We start from the raw sequence: 16,001 nt of genomic DNA on the forward strand, positions 1-16,001 counted from the left end.
ATCGCGCGCTGATTTTCGCCGCACCGGCGGTCGGCTATTCGACAACCTCTGTGGACTGATTCGACCAGATCGCTCAGCGTCCCAGCGCCAGCAGCAACCCGGTCGCGAGCACCCCCGCGCCGAGGACCACGGTGATCGGCCGGGGACCGAGCACCGCGTGCCGACGGTCGGCCAGCACCCGCGCCGGCACCAGGCCGACCAGCGGCCCAAGCAGGGTCACCACCAGCGCCAGCACCGGCATTCCGACCGCCAGGTCGCCGCCGTACCCGACGCCGAGCGCACGCGCGCCGGCCCCCAGCGCGTACGCGACCACCGCGCCGGCGACCCCGCAGAGCGCCAGTAGCGGGTTGACCGAGGCTGGCAGCTCACCCGGCTGCCCGGCCCGGTCGAGCAGGTCACGAGCCCGTCCAAGCAGCAGCAACGGGTCGGTGGCCCCGTTGCCGTTCGCCGGGGCGGGCGGGCCGCCGAGGCGGCGGGCGCCCAGTCGGGTGCGTACCTGTTGCCACAGGTGCGCCACCTCGGCGTCGACCCGTTCCTGCTGTTCACGCGCGGAGACCAGCTCCTCCTCGGCGAACTGGAGCTGCTCGGCGGCGTCGGCGACAGCCCGCTCGGCAGCGGCGCACTGCCGCTCGTGCCACGTGTGCGCCTCGGCGCGCTGCTCGTGCACCCGCGCGGTCAGGTCGGCCAGCCGCCGCAACTGCGCCGCGTACGTCTCGCTGGCCACTGGTTCGTTCATCGCGACGGTCCATAGGGGATGATGACCTGCCCGGTGCGGTGGACCGCCCGGTCGAAGAAGAGCCCCCGCCAGGGGCGGGGATACCAGTCCGGGCCGCCGGTGCCCGGGTAGAGCGAGGCACCCAGCTCACCGCCGTGCGCGTCCAGCGCCACCCAGGCGCCGATCTGGTCGGTACGGGCGGCCGGCCCACCCAGGTCGGCGCGCATCCGGGCCACCCCCCGCCACCAGGCCAGCACGTGCGTCCGTCGTTCCGGCCCGTCGTGCATGATCCGGCGTAGCTGCTCCAGGCCGGTGCGCCGACCGGCGCGGGCGGCCAGTGCGCCGGCTGCCGCGTCGACCGCGAACAGCAGGAGGTAGTGCGGGCTACCCGGCCCGGTCAGCGCGTCGGCCGTCTCGGCCATCAGCTCGCCCACGGTCTCCTCGTCGTACCAGGCGGCGTCGTCGGCCAGGTCGTCGTAGAGGGCGCGGGCGATCGGGTCGGCGTCCGGGTCGAGGCAGGCGATGGAGAACCGGGCGGTGCCCGGCGGGTGCTGGCGGGCCAGCGACCGGGCCGCCGCGTCCAGCACCGCGCACGCCTCGTCCACCCGGGTGCCCAGGACCGCGAGGTTGCGCCCCGGGGCGCGCGGCAGCCGCAGCGCCGCCGAACGGGACTGCACGTCGATGATCTCGCCGAGCAGGGCCACCGGGTTCCGGGGCACGGTCCCGTCCGGGGGTACGGCGAGGGCCCGGAAATCCGGTGCGTCCGCCAGCCGGGGGATCGCGTCGCCGTCGAAGAGTCGGGCCGGTGCCGCGTCGGCCGGGCGCATCCGCCACAGCCGGTGCTGCAACCCGCTCCACGTCTCCCAGTCACTGGCCGACGGGATCCGGGCGACCTCGTTGCCCTCCACCATGCCCGACTCGGCGTTGACCACCGCGTGCCAGCGGGGCAGCGACTGCGCCGCGTCGTTACGTTCGGCGAGGATCCGCAGCGCCTTCGGCAGCGCGATACGCAGGGTGAACTGGGCGACCAGCGCGGGGCGGCCCCACAGCGCCTCGATGCCCCGCACGTCCTGCGAGGCGAGCACCAGGTGGATGCCCTGCGACCGGCCGCGGCGGGCCAGGTCCTCCAGCAGGTCGGCCGCCTCCCGGGCGACCACGTCCCGGCCGGCCAGCAGCATCTGGAACTCGTCGACCACCGCGACGATCCGTGGCCAGTGCCCGGTCGGGTCGACCGCCCGCAGCTCGGCCAGCTTGGTCACCTCGTGCTTCTTGGCCGCGTCGGCACGCCGGCGCAGCTCCTCGGCGAGGAAACGAAGCAGCGCCAGCCCGAACTCCCGGTCGGTGTTGACGTTGATGCCGACCAGACGCATGTGCGGCAACCAGCTCGGATCGCGCCGGCCCTGCGCGAACCGCGCGAAGGACACCCCCTCCTTGAAGTCCAGCAGGTAGAACTCCAACTCGGCGGGGGAGTAGCGGGCCGCCAGCGCGCCGATCCACGCGAAGATCAGGTTGGTCTTGCCGGTGCCGGACGGCCCGCCGATCAGCGCGTGCGGTGGATAGTCGCCCAACGTCAGCCGGACCGGCCGGCCCTGTGGGCCCTCGCCGATCGGCGCGGTCAGCCCGTCGGCGGAGTCCTCCCGCCACATCAACTCGGGCGGGGGCAGCAAATCGGCGAACGGGGTCGGCGGTGGGCCCGCGTTCACCCGGGCGGCGATCTCCCGGCAGGTCTCGGTGACCAGCGTCGCCGGTGGCGGCGGGTCCAGCCGGACCGGCAGCCCGGCCGATCCGCCGATCCGCGCGCCGGACACCCCGGCCACCACCCGGGTCACCGTCGGATCCTCCGGCAGCGGCACACCGTGGACCACCAGGTGCACCCCGCACGCCGCGCCGGCCCGCACGATCCGGTCCAGTTGCCCGCGCTCGTGCCGGTTCAGCTCATCGCCGCCGAGCAGCACCGCCACCCGCCACGGTTCGGGTCGTCGGCCGGTCGCCGCGGCCAGTTCCCGCAATGAGGCGTACTCGCCGGCGAGCACCGTCTCGTTGACCCGGCGGATTTGCTCCACCAGGTCGTCCAGGAGAGGGCTCAGCCCGCCGGGGCCGACGAAGGTGAGCAGCCCCGCCGTGCCCAGCGGGGCGAATCCGGCCAGGCCGCCACCGAGCTGCTCCGGGTCGTACCCGATCAGTCGTACCGCCCCCGGGTCGGCGCGGCCGACGGCCCGCAGCAGCAACGCGGAGACCACCGCGTCGCAGCCGGCGCGATCGTCCCCGGAGAGGTGTACGTGCCCGGCGTCGAGGAGCGGCACCAGCGCGGGCACCGGGTCGACGCCGTCGATCCGGACCGTGCCGACGCGCAGCGCGCCGGGCGGCTCGGCCCGCCGGGCGGGCGTCGGTGTCCACCCCGCCCAGTCGGCCCCCGCGCAGCCGGGCGCCTCCTGACGGGCGGCGTCGGCGGCGCGTCGGGCCAGCTCGGCGATCCGGGTGGAGTAGCGGGCGTCGATCTCGGCGATGCGGCGGTCCCGTTGGGCCCCCACCCGCTCCGGTACGGCGGCCGCCGCCCGCTGTACCCGGGCCAGCCGTTCCCGCCCGGCGGTCAGCTCAGCCTGGGCGGCGGACAGTCGGGTACGGGTGGCGCCCAACGCCTCGGCGAGGGTGTCCCGGACCTGGCGGGCCAACTGCCCGCGCCGGTCAGCCATCGGAGCCCCGACGAGTCGGCGCGTCCCGCCACGGGCTGCCCGCGCGCGGCGGCAACCCACCGGAGCGCTGCCCAGCGGAGCCACCCGGCCGTTGGCTCACGCCGCCCGGCTGGCCCGCGCCGGGTGGCCGGCCCGCGCCCGTCTGCTGCGGCCCGGGGCCGGGCTGGCCTGCGTCACCTGACGGCGGACGGGCCCCCGAGGGCAGGTCCCGGCCGAGCCGGGCGAGCAGCAGCCCGGTCGCCACGCCGGCCGTCACCGCGGAGTCGGCGGCGTGCGGCGGCTCCCCGGACGCACGAGGCGGCGGCATCCGGCACACCCGGGTCAGCAACGTCTCCAGCACCGGCGGCGGTAGCCCCGGCAACAGGTCGCGTACGCGCCCGTCCAACTCCCCGCGCAGCCGCCCGAGGTCGGTGGCCCGGGGCGGGTGGCCCAGCAGCTCACCGGCCAGCTCCCGCAGCAGCGGTGGGGTCAGCGCCGCCATGCCCAGCCCCACGTCGGCCGGGGCTCGGCGCAGCTCGGTACGCAGCCGGTCCCGGTCGCCGGCGCGCACCCCGCCGACGACGCGGCGCAGCAGCTCCTGGGAGTCGTCCAGTTGCTCGTCGGGTTCCTCGGCGCCGCTGTCACGCCCGCCGGTCAGCTCCGCGACCCGCACCGACCACCAGCGGCGCAGCCGGACCTGCTCGGCCGGCTCCGGGGCCACCTCGGTCGGCCCGGCCGCCGGTGACGTGTCGTGTCGGGGTTCGCGCGGTTGTGGGCGGGGCGCCGGGGCGCCGTCCGCGGCGAGCCCGATCGCCGCCAGGTAAGCCGACAGCTGCTCCTGCGCCACCCGCAGCGCGTAGCCGGCGCTCTCGGCGTGCTCGGTGGCGGCGGACAACTCGGGCACGCCCATCGGGTTGGCCGACTCCTGGCGAACCCAGCGCAGTCGCTCGGTGGCCAGCCCGAACTTCTCCAGCGCCTGCCCGAGCAGGGCCACCGGAAACTCTTCGCTGGCGGCACGGACCTGCCCACCGACGTCCTCGATGATGGACATGGCGGCCTACAGGGTGGCGACGTAGAGCTGCGCCTGCTCGACCGCGACAAGTGTCGCGGCGAGACATTCCTCCAGCTCCTGGCTGGCCTGGGTCAGCGACGCCTGGGCCGCCTCCACCGTCTCGTGCCCGCTGCCCTCCAGCGCACCGGCCAGGGTCTGCTGCGCCTCGGCCAGTTTCTCGCCGGCGGCCTGTACGGCTGTCTGCCCGTCGCCGATCTGTTGGAGGGCGACATCGATGGCAGCCTTCAGCTCAGCGACGCTGGCCACGGCGGAACCTCCTGGGGGCGGGGAGATCTCCATTAGAGCCTATCGGCGGTCCCGAAAGAACATCCGCCCTGTCGGTGTTCCTGCCCGCCTGTCCGGTAGGACCCCGGAAGTGCCGGGAGTCCGTTCTGTGGGAGTCCCGGTGCGAGACTTTCTCAGTTGCTGGTCGGCTCTTCGCGTAGCCAGCGCGGGCCGTACACCTCGGCGCCCAACGCGGTCACGCGACCGCGCAACTCCCGGTCGGCGGTGACCACCAGCCGGCGGCGGCGCGGCGCCCCCTCCACCAGCTCGACCACCGCGTCGTCCCCGGAGCCGGCGGCGGAGACCACCCGGACGCCCTCGGTGCCCGGCACGTCCCGCGCGGCCCCCTCGACCACCAGCACCACCTCCACCGGGGCGGTCAGTCGCGCCGGCAGGCCGATGGTCGCCACCGGGGCGAGGGAGTCGCGTAACCGGGCAGCGGCCCCGGCACGGTCACGCCACCACCCGTTCGGGCGGGAGCCCACCACGTTGGCGCCATCCACGATCAGCAGCGGGGTCTCATCCATCCCGTCAGCCTGCCACCAACGGCCGGTTCGGGCCCGACGCCACTCCCGGGACGCCGGTGCTCCGCCTCCTGCGGCGTTTGTCGGGGCGCGCGCCGGGTAGCCCCTGCCGACCGTGCCGCGCCCTACTGCGGGAGGACAGACATGATGGGACCCGGTGAGACCGGCTCCGACCCGTGGGATGAATTCCTGGCCAGGTACTTCGGCCGGGGCGAGGGAGGGCGCCGACCGCCGCACCGGGTCGACATCACCCGACTGATGACGGCTGACGCCCGGGAGATGCTGGCCGACGCGGCCCGGCGTGCCGCCCAACGCCACAGCAGTGACCTGGACACCGACCACCTGCTCTGGGCGGCGCTGCAACGCGAACCGCTGCGTGACCTGGTACGCCGGGCCGGCGCCGACCCGGACACCCTGCTCAACGCGCTCGGCGGCAAGGGCGACGGGGCGCCGCGCGGGGAGGTGCCGCCCAACCTGTCGTTGACCCCGGCGGCCAAGCGGGCGCTGCTCGACGCCCATCAGCTGTCCCGGGCGATGGGCGCCAACTACATCGGCCCCGAGCACATCCTGATGGCGCTGCCGCTCAACCCGGAGTCGCCGGCCGGGCGGATGCTGGCCGCCGGTCGGATCCAACCCGAGTCGTTGCAGGCCGCCAACGCCGAGCGCGGGCCGATGACCGGACCGAAGCCGGATCGCGGCACGCCCACCCTCGACCAGTACGGGCAGGACCTCACCGACCTGGCCCGCAACGATCAGATCGACCCGGTGATCGGACGGGCCGACGAGATCGAGCAGGCCGTGGAGATCCTGTCCCGGCGTACCAAGAACAACCCGGTGCTGATCGGCGAGGCCGGCGTCGGCAAGACCGCCATCGTCGAGGGGTTGGCCGAACGGATCTGCGACGGTGACGTCCCGCAGACCCTGCTCGGCAAGCGGGTCGTCCAACTCGACCTCGCCGGCCTGGTCGCCGGCACCCGGTACCGGGGTGACTTCGAGGAGCGGCTGAAGAAGGTGATCGACGAGATCCGGGCGCACCGGGACGAGCTGATCATCTTCATGGACGAGATCCACACCCTGGTTGGGGCGGGTGGCGCCGGCAGCGAGGGCGGGATGGACGCGTCCAACATGCTCAAACCCGCGCTGGCCCGCGGCGAACTGCGGGTGATCGGCGCGACGACGCTGGACGAGTACCGCAAGAGCATCGAGAAGGACGCCGCGCTGGCCCGGCGCTTCCAGCCGGTGCTGGTGCCCGAGCCCAGCGTCGACGACACCATCGCCATCCTGCGCGGCCTGCGCGACCGCTATGAGGCACACCACCAGGTGCGGTTCACCGACGAGGCGTTGGTCACCGCCGCCGAGCTGTCCGACCGGTACGTCACCGACCGGTTCCTGCCGGACAAGGCCATCGACCTCATCGACCAGGCCGGCGCGCGGGTGCGGTTGCGGACCCGTACGCCCGCCTCCGACGTGCGGGAGCTGGAGCAGGAGCTCGACGAGGTACGCCGGGACAAGGAACAGGCCGTCACCGACGAGCAGTACGAACGCGCGTCCGCGCTGCGCGACCGGATCTCCGAGCTGGAGGAGGAGATGCGTCGCGCGAACGGCGACGACGGCTCCACCACCTCCCAGGTGCCCGAAGTGGGTCCGCAGGAGATCGCCGAGGTGGTGTCCCGCGCCACCGGCATCCCGGTCAGCCAGCTCACCGAGGAGGAACGGGACCGGCTGCTGCGCCTGGAGGGGCAACTGCACCAGAAGGTGGTCGGGCAGGACGACGCGGTCACCGCGGTCGCCGAGGCCGTCCGTCGTTCCCGAGCCGGACTGGCCGACCCGGAGCGCCCGATGGGCAGCTTCCTGTTCCTCGGCCCGACCGGCGTCGGCAAGACCGAGCTGGCCCGTGCCCTGGCCGAGGCGTTGTTCGGCGAGGCGGACCGGATGGTCCGGGTGGACATGAGCGAGTTCCAGGAGCGACACACGGTCAGCCGGCTGGTCGGCGCCCCACCCGGGTACGTCGGCTACGAGGAGGCCGGCCAGCTCACCGAGGCGGTGCGCCGCCGCCCGTACGCGGTGGTGCTGCTCGACGAGATCGAGAAGGCCCACCCGGACGTGTTCAACATCCTGCTCCAGGTGCTCGACGACGGGCGGCTGACCGACAGTCAGGGCCGCACGGTGAACTTCAAGAACACCGTACTGATCATGACGAGCAACCTCGGCTCCGAGCTGATCACGGGCAGCCAGCGCAGCGTCGGGTTCGGCACCGGCGCGCCGGGCAGCGAACAGGAGAGCGACGAACTGCGTGAGCGGCTGATGCGCCGCCTGCAGGAGAACTTCCGCCCGGAGTTCCTCAACCGCATCGACGAGGTCATCATCTTCCGCCGGCTCGAGGCCGAGCAGTTGCGCGACATCACGGCGCTGCTGCTGGAGGATACCCGCCGCCGCATGCACGCCCAGGACCTCCAGGTGGAGTTCACGACCGCGGGCATCGACTGGCTCGCCGAGCACGGCTTCCAGCCGGAGTTCGGCGCCCGGCCGCTGCGCCGGGTGATCCAGCGGGAGGTGGACAACCACCTGTCCCGGATGCTGCTGGAGTCGGCGATCTCACCCGGGCAGAAGGTCGTCGTGGACGTCCGCGACGGCGCGCTCACCTTCGACGTGACCGCGGGCGAGCGGGGGTACACCGCCGCCACGACAACGCACCCGCGATGAGCGGGCCGGCGCGACGAGGTGAACACGAGGACCCGCACGAGCCGGCGGAGTCCGCGAAACACCGGGACGAGGACGAGCATCCCGACCCGATCCTGGCGCCGCCCACCGCGAACCCCCGCAGGACGCGGGTGCCCGCGGAGGGCCTGCATCCGAAGACCGACCAGGACGACCCGGAGACGTCCGGGCCGCCGCCCGAAGAGGAGACCTGATGGTACGCGAAGCGCGGCTCGACCCCGAGGTGGAAGTGCTCTGGGAGGACTTCCACGCCGAGGTCAACGTCCCGTCGGAGCAGCTGCGGACGTGGCTGCTGACCCGGGGTTCCGGGGAGGATTCGTTCAGCCCGAACCCGAACCTCGACCTGCCTCAGCCGGGCCGGGAGATTCTCAAGGTGTTGAACAAGCGCAAGGTCGACCTCACCCCGGAGGACATCGAGGTGATGCGGGAGGCGGTCGAGCGGATCCGCGAGCTGATGGACGCCAAGCCGTCGCGCGGCAACGCCGACGACACGTGGCGGCACTCGCTGCTCGACCTGGGTCACGACCCGCTCGTCGAACGCTGAGTGGTGCCACGCGCGACGGTGCCGTCCCGGGCGGGGACGGCACCGTCGCGTCCGGCTACTGGCCCTGGTCGGGCTCCAAGCTGGCGATGGTCAGCCCCGCCGAGTTGGCGGCGGCGTCCCGTTCGGCGCGGGTCTGGTCCTCCCGGGTGAGCAGATTCGCGTACTCGGTGACGTCGGCCGGGTCGGGCACCGTCGGCAGGCGGCGCAGGAACGCCTCCACCTCACGGGTGGCGGCGGTGTGCGCGGCGGCCGCCTGGCGGAGCAGCTCCCGGTCGTCGGCGGGCGGGTAGAGATCGGTCATGTTCGCCAGATACCCGGACAGCGGCGGTTCGCACCGCCACCGGCCGGGATTACCTCCCGCTCAGCCAGGTCGGACCCCGCTGGGCTGCCGGACGCCGAACCCCGGGTTGCGTGGCAGCCAGGCCAGGTACGCCGGATGCGCGGCCAACGAGTCGACGTACGCCGCCTTGGCCGTCTCCAACACCAGGTCGGCCTCCCGGGCGGCGGGGGAGTCCGGATGCCAGCCGAGCAGGAGCCGCCAGCGCAGGGGTACGCCGGCGAGTCGACGGGTGACCAACCCGGCCACCGGCCGGAACGTCGCCTGGCACAGCGCCACCGCCACGCCGGCGTCCACCAGGTCGACGCAGCCACGGATGTCGGTCTCGTACACCTTCCGAGGGGTGAAGCCGGCGCGCGCGCAGGCGGCGGCGAAGCAGTCGCTGAAGCAGCCGTCGCCCGGCGCGGCCACCCACTGCTCGTGGCGCAGGTCCCCCAGGCGCACCTCGTCGTGCGCCGCGAGGGGGTGCGTCTCCGGCAGCAGCACCAGCACCGGGTCGATGGCCACCTCCTGCCAGCTCAACCCGAACCCGGCCGACGGGCTGGCGTCGCCGCACACACCGGTGAGCGCGAAGTCCAGTCGGCCGCCCGCCACCAACTGCGCCAACTCGTCCACCGACCAGGAGGCGAACGTGGTGATCTGGGCGGGGGGCTGCTCGGCCGCCAACCGGTGCACCATCCGGCCCAGGATCGGGCTGTTCACTCCACCGAGCCGGTAGCAGGGCGGGGCGTCGCCGGACCCGGCCAGGCGCGCCGCCTCGTCCTGCAGCCCCTTCATCGCCGGCAGCAGCACCCGGGCGCGGGCCAGCACCAGCTCACCGAGCGCGGTGGGCCGGGCACCGCGCCGGTCCCGGTCGAACAGCGGGCCGCCCAGTGTCCGCTCGATGCGCTGGAGCTGGGCGGTGAGCGCCGGCTGGGCCAGGCCGAGCGCCGACGCCGCCTTCGTCACACTCCCCGTCTCCGCGATCGCGCAGACCACCCGCAGGTGACGCAGCTCCAGGTTCATAGGGTGACGGTAGGACTACGCGTCAGCCGGCGGAATAGCCCGAGCGGATCGGTGATGATGAATGCACTGTTGGTCGTCGCCGCTCCTCAGTCGCGGGGTGGCTCCGGCAGGTCCGCCAGATACGTCGGCCGGCGGGTCACCGCGTCGAGCACCTTGTCCACCACCCCGACCGCCGGCTCCACGATCCGGTTCCACGGAGGGGTGCCCGGAGTGCCCGGGTGCGGTCGGGTCGGCGCCGCCTCCTCGGCGATCTCCAGCCGGTTGCCGAGCCGGATCAGCTCCTCCTCGGTCGCGACCGTGCGCAGCTCGGTGACGAGCGAGCCCACCCCGTCGACGTGTCGGCGGACCCGCTCGGCCACCTCGGTGAGCGCCTCGTCCGTCAACCCCTTCAGGGCGTTGAGCAGGCTGGCGTCGGCGTTGATCTCGGCGTCCACCCGCTCGGAGGCGTGCGGCAGCGCGGCGCGCACCGCCGGCAGCAGGTACTGCTCCTCGGCCGACAGGTGCCGCGACAGCGCGGCGGTGAGCACGGCCAGCCCTTCCTGCCCGGTGGCGTCCGGGCCGGTCAGCTGGTCCAGCAGCGTCAGCAGTTGGGAGTGCTCCCGCTCGACGATGTCGGCGATGTTGCGGCCACCGGGCCGGTAGCCCTCCTCGGGTGCGGGCGCGGGCGGCAACGGCGGCAGGGGAACGGCGGACATGATGCCCTCCTCGACTGGCGGGCGGAAGCTCCGGCAGGGATGTGCGGTCACGGGCGGCGGTACCCGAACGCGTCAACGGCGAAACCGGGTCCGTCGATGCGCCACCGCGCGGGCGCCGGTGCGCCGGCCCGTCCGCGCCGGTGCGCCGGCCCGTCCGCGCCGGTGCGCCGGGCGGTCGACCAGCTCCGGCTGGTATGAAGAGCCGATGACGAGCGATGCGGCCTCCGCCCGACCCGACCCCACCGCAGAGGTCGTGGACCTCTGCCGCGACCTCCTGCGTATCGACACCACCAACACGGGAGACAACGACACCAGCGTCGGTGAGCGCCGCGCCGCCGAGTACGTGGCGGAGAAGCTCGCCGAGGTCGGCGTGGAGTCCGTGCTGCACGAGTCCGCGCCGGGCCGGGCGAACGTGGTGGCCCGCATCCCGGGCACCGACCCGAGCCGTGGCGCGCTGCTCGTGCACGGTCACCTGGACGTGGTGCCCGCCGACGCCGACGAGTGGTCGGTGCACCCGTTCTCCGGGGAGCTGCGCGACGGCTACCTGTGGGGCCGGGGCGCGATCGACATGAAGGACTTCGACGCGATGGTGCTCGCCGTGGTGCGGCACTGGCAGCGCACCGGCGTACGGCCCCCACGCGACATCGTGCTCGCGTACACCGCCGACGAGGAGGCGGGCAGCGAATACGGGGCACGTTTCCTCGTGGAGAACCACCGTGACCTCTTCGACGACTGCACCGAGGCGATCGGCGAGGTCGGCGGCTTCTCGTACTCGGTCAACGACAGCCAGCGGCTCTACCTGATCGAGACCGCCGAGAAGGGCATCGACTGGCTGCGGCTGCACGCCAAGGGCCGCCCCGGGCACGGCTCGATGATGCACGACGACAACGCGGTCACCGCGCTCGCCGAGGCGGTCGTCCGGATCGGCCAGCACCGCTTCCCGGTGGTGGTCACCGACACCGTGCGGGCCTTCCTCACGGAGGTCTCCGACGTGCTCGGCATCGAGCTGGACCCGGACGACCCGGAGACGGCCATCGCCAAGCTCGGCCCGATCGCCAACATCATCGGCGCGACCATCCGCAACACCGCCAACCCGACCCGGTTGAGCGCCGGCTACAAGGACAACGTCATCCCCGGTCGGGCCACCGCCACCATCGACTGCCGCAGCCTGCCCGGCCAGTCCGAGCTGCTGGAGCGGCAGCTGCGCGAGCTGGTCGGCCCGGACATCGCGATCGAGTACCTCCAGCGGCAGCCGGCGCTGGAGACCACCTTCGACGGTGACCTGGTCGAGGCCATGTCGGCGGCCCTGCGAGCGGAGGACCCGGGGGCGCGGCCGGTGCCGTACATGCTCTCCGGCGGCACCGACGCGAAAGCGTTCTCGCAGCTCGGCATCCGCTGCTTCGGGTTCGCCCCGCTGCGGCTGCCCGCCGACCTGAACTTCTCGGCGCTGTTCCACGGCATCGACGAGCGCGTTCCGGTGGACGGACTACAGTTCGGCGTGCGGGTTCTCGACCGGTTCCTCCGCACCTGCTAGTCGTGTCCGGCAGTAGCCGCCGGCGCGCAACCTCCCCAAACGTGAAGGGACTGCCCCACATGACCGACCAGCACGGTGAGCTGGACGCCGCTCTCGAGCGGGTGATCGAAGCGGCCCGTCACCACCTGGCCGCCGTACGCGCCGCACAGGGCCGCGTCGACGACGACGACGTCTGGCAGGCGTACGTGGCGTTGAACAACGCCTCCTTCGCCTACGACGAGCGGTTGCTCGACGCCTTCGGCGAGGTGACGCCGTGGGATGTCGACTCGATCGACCCGGACGAAGCCGACGAGCGTTTCGGCGGCGCCGAGGGCGCCGAGGCCAGCGACCCGCACCCCCGGGTGATCTCGGTGCGGCAGCGCCGTGACTACCGGGTGCCGAGCGTGGCCGCGCTGCTGCGTGTCGCCGAGGTGGCCCGTCGCGAGGGCACCCCGGAGGACGACGAGCCGGCACCGGTGGAGGGGGTCGGCGAGGCGGTGCTGGAGCTGCTGCAGAGCGGCGACGGCTCGCTCGGTGCGCTGGACGTCCCCGAGCTGGAACCGCTCGACGGGGTGGTCATGGTCAGCGAGGTGGGCACCCCGGTCGACCTGGAGTCGTTCGACGACGACGACGCGGTCGGCCCGTTCCAACCGGCGGCCGACGACCGGCTGGTCGGCCGGCTCGACGAGCACCCGTTCCTGGAGCTCGACGACGATCACGACCACGCCGGGCACCAGCACTAGGCAGGGTGACGCCCGGGGCCCGCGCGGGCCCCGGGCGAACGTCCCTCAGTACGACAGGCCCGGCTGCGGCTGGTTGACCCGCCGACGACGCAGCACCACCTGCCGCGTGCCGTCCCGGTACAACCGCACCCGGGCCAACTCCCACCCGGAGAACTCCGCCTGGATCGCCAACTGCGCCGCGGCGGTCAACCGGTCGACGTTCGGCGGCAGCCGCAGCGGCGCGTATTCGTAGTCCATGCCACCCATGCTGCCCAGCCCAGCGGCCGTTCGCCACCCCCTCGGGGGTGACCAACGCCGCTGCCGTGGGTGGTTCCTGCCACCCCGTGCCCCCATCGCGCCGATCTTGCAGTTTCGGTCGGCGAGATGAGTGGAACGCCCCGTATGCCGCGACAGCAACTGCAAGATCGCGGAAAAGGGGCGGGGGCCGAGGGCCGGGTGGGGGTGGGGTGGGGTGTCAGCTGGTGGGGACGTTTGCTGTCAGCAGGGCGGCTAGGGCTGGCGCGGCCAGGGCCATCGCCCGGGCGCTCCCCGGGTCGACTGCCAGCCCCCAGGACGGGTTCGGCCAGTCCTCGAACAGGTCCGCGCAGGGCAGCGCGACGAACGGCACCCCGTCCCCCGTGAACGCAGCGAGCGACCCGGGCGAGGTGAAGACCGGCAGCAGAGTCGTTCCGGTCGCGTCGCCGACCACCGTCCACGGGAAGTCGGCATCAGGCGCCGGTTCCCCGGCCAGCGGGACGCACACCGTGGCGCCGGCCAGCGCTCCGAGGTAGCCGGGCAGGTCACGCCGGTCGACGGCCGCGGCGAGCACCGCCACCACCGCCGGCTCCGCCGCCTCGGCGGGTGTCGTCCGGGCCAGTGCAGACGCGTTCGGTGCCGGCCGGGAGGCGACCGATCGCTCCGTCGGGCCGGGGCCCGCAGCCGATCGCCCCGTCGGGCCAGGGCCCGCAGCCGGCGGCACGGCCCGGCAGGAGAGCGCACCCGGCCGGTCGGTGAGCACCTCGGCGGCGGTACGGGTCACGAACACGCTGAGGCGCTCCAACTGCTCCGGAGTGCGCCGTGCCTCGTACCACCAGCCCTCGCCGCCGGTCGGGCGGTGCCAGCCGAGCGCGGCCAGGACCGCCTCGTCGTGGCCCGGGCAGACCACCCGCACGGCCTCGCGCCGCACCAGCAGCCAGATCCTGCGCGGACCGGCGGACAGCTCCAGGTCGGTGTCGCGGTCGCAGCGGGCGAGCGTGTCCCGCAGACGCGCGGCGATGTCCGGCCAGGTCGCCGGCGTCACGCCGGTGAGCCCGGCAGGCGGTCGTCCAGCCGACCGAGCCGGGCGACGGTCTCCTCCAGACGGCCCAGCGCCGAGAAGTCGCCGGGCTTGCCGAACAGGTCGGTGAGGCCCGCGCCGAGCGCGACCTCCAACCCCTCGGTGTGCTCGTCGACGTGCTCGGTGGCCGCCACGCGGGCCCGCCGGTACGCGTCGAGCACCAACTCCGCCACCCCTTCGGTTCCTGCGCGCAGGGCGGCGGGCGCGACGGTGAGGCCGGTCAGCGCGCCGGTGGCGTCGACGGTCGCCGAGACCAGCCCGCTCTCGTCGGTCGCGGTGCCGGACAGTTCGGCCAGGTCGTCGCCCAGGCCGGCGAACCGGCGTTCGATGTCGGCGATCCGCCCGGCGAGCGCGTCGAACGCGGACGTCGGGTCAGTCATGAGAATCCTCCCCCGTGGACGGTGCCACCGGGACCGGGTGGTGCCCGGTAGCCGGGGAATCGTATCGTCGGTGCGCTCGACTCATGGGGGAGGAACGGCATGCCACCGGATATCGATGTCGACGTGCAGGCGGTCCGTCGACTGGAGACAACCGCCAAGCAGGTCGCCAGCTCGCTCGCCGCGCTGGAGGGCCAGATCGCCTCGGCCGGCGACGTGCCGTCGGACGCCTTCGGCCACCTGCCGTTCGCCAGCGACATGCTGCGCGAGAAGTACGCCGAGCAGGTCACCGGCGGTAAGGAGCTGTTCGGCGCCGCGAATGCCGCGTTCGGCCGGGTGGCCGGCGCGTTGGCCGACACGGTCGAGGCGTACGAGCGCAACGAGCAGGACCTCGACGCCGGGTTCAAGGCCATCCAGTCGGGGCTGCCCGGATGAGCGGGCCCGCCGGCAGCGCCGTCCAGCTGTGGAACGGCCTCGACAGCGCGCTCTCCGGGGTGCAGGACGCGGTCGACAGCGTCTGCCGGACCCTGGCCTGGCCGCTCATCCAACTCGTCGACATGGTCGACGGTGAACCCGCCGCCCTGCGCGCGAAGGCCGCCGAGTGGGACGCGCTGGCCGCACAGGTGCGCGAGCTGGCAGAGGGGCACCGCGGCGTCCGCGAGGCCTCACAGCCCGGGTGGCGCTCACCCGCCGGTGAGGCGTACGGCCTGCGGCTGGCCGAGGTCGAGCAGCAGATGCTCGACGTCGCCGAGCAGTTCGCCGCGACCGCCGAGTACCTGCGGAGTGTCGCCGACGGCCTGCAGACGGTGCACGACGTACTCGTGGATCTCTGCGTCGAGTTCGTGAACTTCCTGTTGGTCACGCTGGTGACGGCGTTGCTGATGGCGCCGATCACCATGGGTGCGTCCTGGGCGGCCGGCTTGGGCGTCGCCGTGACCAGGGGCATGATCGTGCTCACCCGGATGCTGAAGGTCATCCGGCCGCTGGCAACGCACCTGCAGAAGGTCATCCGCCTGCTGCAGCGGGTCATGCTGTACCTGCGCAAGCTGCGCGCGCACCTGGACAAGCTGGTCGACATGCAGAAGGGGCTGCGCACCGGCAAGAAGTACGCCGACAAGCGCCGCCTCGCCGGCAAGCTCGACAAGTGGCACCACAAGGTCCTCGACCCCAGCAAGGGCACGTACAAGCTGGGCAAGTCGGGTGCCCCGTTCGACATGGGCGCCCTCGAACGGGCCGCCGCGCTGCGGGCGCATGGCGTTGCCGACGGCGCCCGGGTGATCGCCCGGGACTGGGCGACCAACCTGCCGTGGAACGTGCCGAACTCGGTCGTCCACGGCGTCACCTGGGGGACGGTCGCGTTGACCAGCGGGCTCTCCGTTCCCGGCAGCGATCAGGTCAGCGACCAGATCGACCAGGCGGTGCAGGGCGGCGCCGACTGGGTCGACCAGAATGTCTTCGGGCAACCGCCGGCCGGCCAGCCGGCAGGCCGCTAGGGAGGCGACGCGTG

At 73.5% G+C, this 16,001-nt stretch carries 18 protein-coding genes; 7 read left to right on the forward strand and 11 right to left on the reverse strand.

Annotated elements, in window-relative coordinates; genetic code table 11:
• Positions 1 to 73: 73 nt before the first annotated feature.
• The 5 genes from HNR20_RS29825 to HNR20_RS29845 form a co-directional block, all read right to left on the reverse strand.
• A complete protein-coding gene (locus HNR20_RS29825; protein ID WP_184186767.1) occupies positions 74 to 736 on the reverse strand; it encodes a hypothetical protein in 663 nt (220 codons plus the stop codon).
• Positions 733 to 3,408, reverse strand: a complete 2,676-nt coding sequence (locus HNR20_RS29830; RefSeq protein ID WP_184186769.1) for an FtsK/SpoIIIE domain-containing protein — start codon at positions 3,406 to 3,408, stop codon at positions 733 to 735. The genes HNR20_RS29825 and HNR20_RS29830 overlap by 4 nt, the downstream gene beginning before the upstream one ends.
• Positions 3,401 to 4,438 (reverse strand): hypothetical protein, encoded by a 1,038-nt coding sequence (locus HNR20_RS29835; RefSeq protein WP_184186771.1) that lies wholly within the window; start codon positions 4,436 to 4,438, stop codon positions 3,401 to 3,403. The genes HNR20_RS29830 and HNR20_RS29835 overlap by 8 nt, the downstream gene beginning before the upstream one ends.
• Positions 4,439 to 4,444: 6 nt before the next feature.
• Complete coding sequence (locus HNR20_RS29840) at positions 4,445 to 4,705, reverse strand: hypothetical protein (protein ID WP_030504016.1); 261 nt, start codon at positions 4,703 to 4,705, stop codon at positions 4,445 to 4,447.
• Between the two features lie 152 nt (positions 4,706 to 4,857).
• A complete protein-coding gene (locus HNR20_RS29845; RefSeq protein WP_184186773.1) occupies positions 4,858 to 5,250 on the reverse strand; it encodes a PIN domain-containing protein in 393 nt (130 codons plus the stop codon).
• Positions 5,251 to 5,391: 141 nt separating this feature from the next.
• Here HNR20_RS29845 and HNR20_RS29850 point away from each other — a divergent pair, with 141 nt between their 5' ends.
• Genes HNR20_RS29850 through HNR20_RS29860 form a run of 3 tightly spaced genes read left to right on the forward strand, consistent with a single transcriptional unit; the run spans position 5,392 to position 8,509 of the window.
• A complete protein-coding gene (locus tag HNR20_RS29850) occupies positions 5,392 to 7,950 on the forward strand; it encodes an ATP-dependent Clp protease ATP-binding subunit (protein ID WP_184186775.1) in 2,559 nt (852 codons plus the stop codon).
• On the forward strand, positions 7,947 to 8,159 hold the full coding sequence (locus HNR20_RS29855) for a hypothetical protein (protein ID WP_184186777.1): 213 nt from the start codon (positions 7,947 to 7,949) through the stop codon (positions 8,157 to 8,159). Before HNR20_RS29850 ends, HNR20_RS29855 begins: the two co-directional genes overlap by 4 nt.
• Positions 8,159 to 8,509, forward strand: coding sequence for a DUF3140 domain-containing protein (locus HNR20_RS29860; protein WP_110565257.1), 351 nt, complete (start codon positions 8,159 to 8,161; stop codon positions 8,507 to 8,509). Before HNR20_RS29855 ends, HNR20_RS29860 begins: the two co-directional genes overlap by 1 nt.
• Before the next feature lie 55 nt (positions 8,510 to 8,564).
• Here HNR20_RS29860 and HNR20_RS29865 read toward each other — a convergent pair whose 3' ends face one another.
• The 3 genes from HNR20_RS29865 to HNR20_RS29875 all read right to left on the reverse strand — a co-directional run bounded on the left by HNR20_RS29865 (position 8,565) and on the right by HNR20_RS29875 (position 10,546).
• A complete protein-coding gene (locus HNR20_RS29865) occupies positions 8,565 to 8,810 on the reverse strand; it encodes a hypothetical protein (protein WP_184186779.1) in 246 nt (81 codons plus the stop codon).
• 60 nt (positions 8,811 to 8,870) lie between these two features.
• Positions 8,871 to 9,851, reverse strand: a complete 981-nt coding sequence (locus HNR20_RS29870) for a LysR family transcriptional regulator (protein ID WP_184186782.1) — start codon at positions 9,849 to 9,851, stop codon at positions 8,871 to 8,873.
• Between the two features lie 86 nt (positions 9,852 to 9,937).
• Complete coding sequence (locus HNR20_RS29875) at positions 9,938 to 10,546, reverse strand: hemerythrin domain-containing protein (RefSeq protein WP_184186785.1); 609 nt, start codon at positions 10,544 to 10,546, stop codon at positions 9,938 to 9,940.
• A 205-nt stretch (positions 10,547 to 10,751) separates the two neighbouring features.
• Between HNR20_RS29875 and HNR20_RS29880 the strand changes: the two genes are divergently transcribed.
• Positions 10,752 to 12,080 carry a M20/M25/M40 family metallo-hydrolase gene (locus HNR20_RS29880; RefSeq protein ID WP_184186788.1) on the forward strand — a complete coding sequence of 443 codons (1,329 nt, stop codon included), beginning with the start codon at positions 10,752 to 10,754 and terminating at the stop codon, positions 12,078 to 12,080.
• A 59-nt stretch (positions 12,081 to 12,139) separates the two neighbouring features.
• The gene (locus HNR20_RS29885) at positions 12,140 to 12,802 is read left to right on the forward strand and encodes a hypothetical protein (protein ID WP_184186790.1); all 663 of its coding nucleotides are present in this window, start codon (positions 12,140 to 12,142) and stop codon (positions 12,800 to 12,802) included.
• Positions 12,803 to 12,847: 45 nt separating this feature from the next.
• Here the strand turns inward: HNR20_RS29885 and HNR20_RS29890 are convergent, their stop codons facing one another.
• The 3 genes from HNR20_RS29890 to HNR20_RS29900 form a co-directional block, all read right to left on the reverse strand.
• Complete coding sequence (locus HNR20_RS29890; RefSeq protein WP_013734349.1) at positions 12,848 to 13,039, reverse strand: DUF5703 family protein; 192 nt, start codon at positions 13,037 to 13,039, stop codon at positions 12,848 to 12,850.
• Positions 13,040 to 13,256: 217 nt separating this feature from the next.
• A complete protein-coding gene (locus HNR20_RS29895; protein WP_184186793.1) occupies positions 13,257 to 14,081 on the reverse strand; it encodes an SseB family protein in 825 nt (274 codons plus the stop codon).
• Positions 14,078 to 14,497: a YbaB/EbfC family nucleoid-associated protein gene (locus HNR20_RS29900; protein ID WP_184186798.1), complete on the reverse strand. Its 420-nt coding sequence runs from the start codon at positions 14,495 to 14,497 to the stop codon at positions 14,078 to 14,080. The genes HNR20_RS29895 and HNR20_RS29900 overlap by 4 nt, the downstream gene beginning before the upstream one ends.
• Positions 14,498 to 14,596: 99 nt before the next feature.
• Between HNR20_RS29900 and HNR20_RS29905 the strand changes: the two genes are divergently transcribed.
• On the forward strand, positions 14,597 to 14,929 hold the full coding sequence (locus HNR20_RS29905) for a hypothetical protein (RefSeq protein WP_184186801.1): 333 nt from the start codon (positions 14,597 to 14,599) through the stop codon (positions 14,927 to 14,929).
• Positions 14,926 to 15,987 carry a WXG100 family type VII secretion target gene (locus tag HNR20_RS29910; RefSeq protein ID WP_184186803.1) on the forward strand — a complete coding sequence of 354 codons (1,062 nt, stop codon included), beginning with the start codon at positions 14,926 to 14,928 and terminating at the stop codon, positions 15,985 to 15,987. The genes HNR20_RS29905 and HNR20_RS29910 overlap by 4 nt, the downstream gene beginning before the upstream one ends.
• The last annotated feature ends 14 nt before the right edge of the window (positions 15,988 to 16,001 follow it).

Origin of the sequence: Micromonospora parathelypteridis, from assembly GCF_014201145.1 — a bacterium.
GTDB classification, from domain to species: Bacteria; Actinomycetota; Actinomycetes; order Mycobacteriales; family Micromonosporaceae; genus Micromonospora; species Micromonospora parathelypteridis.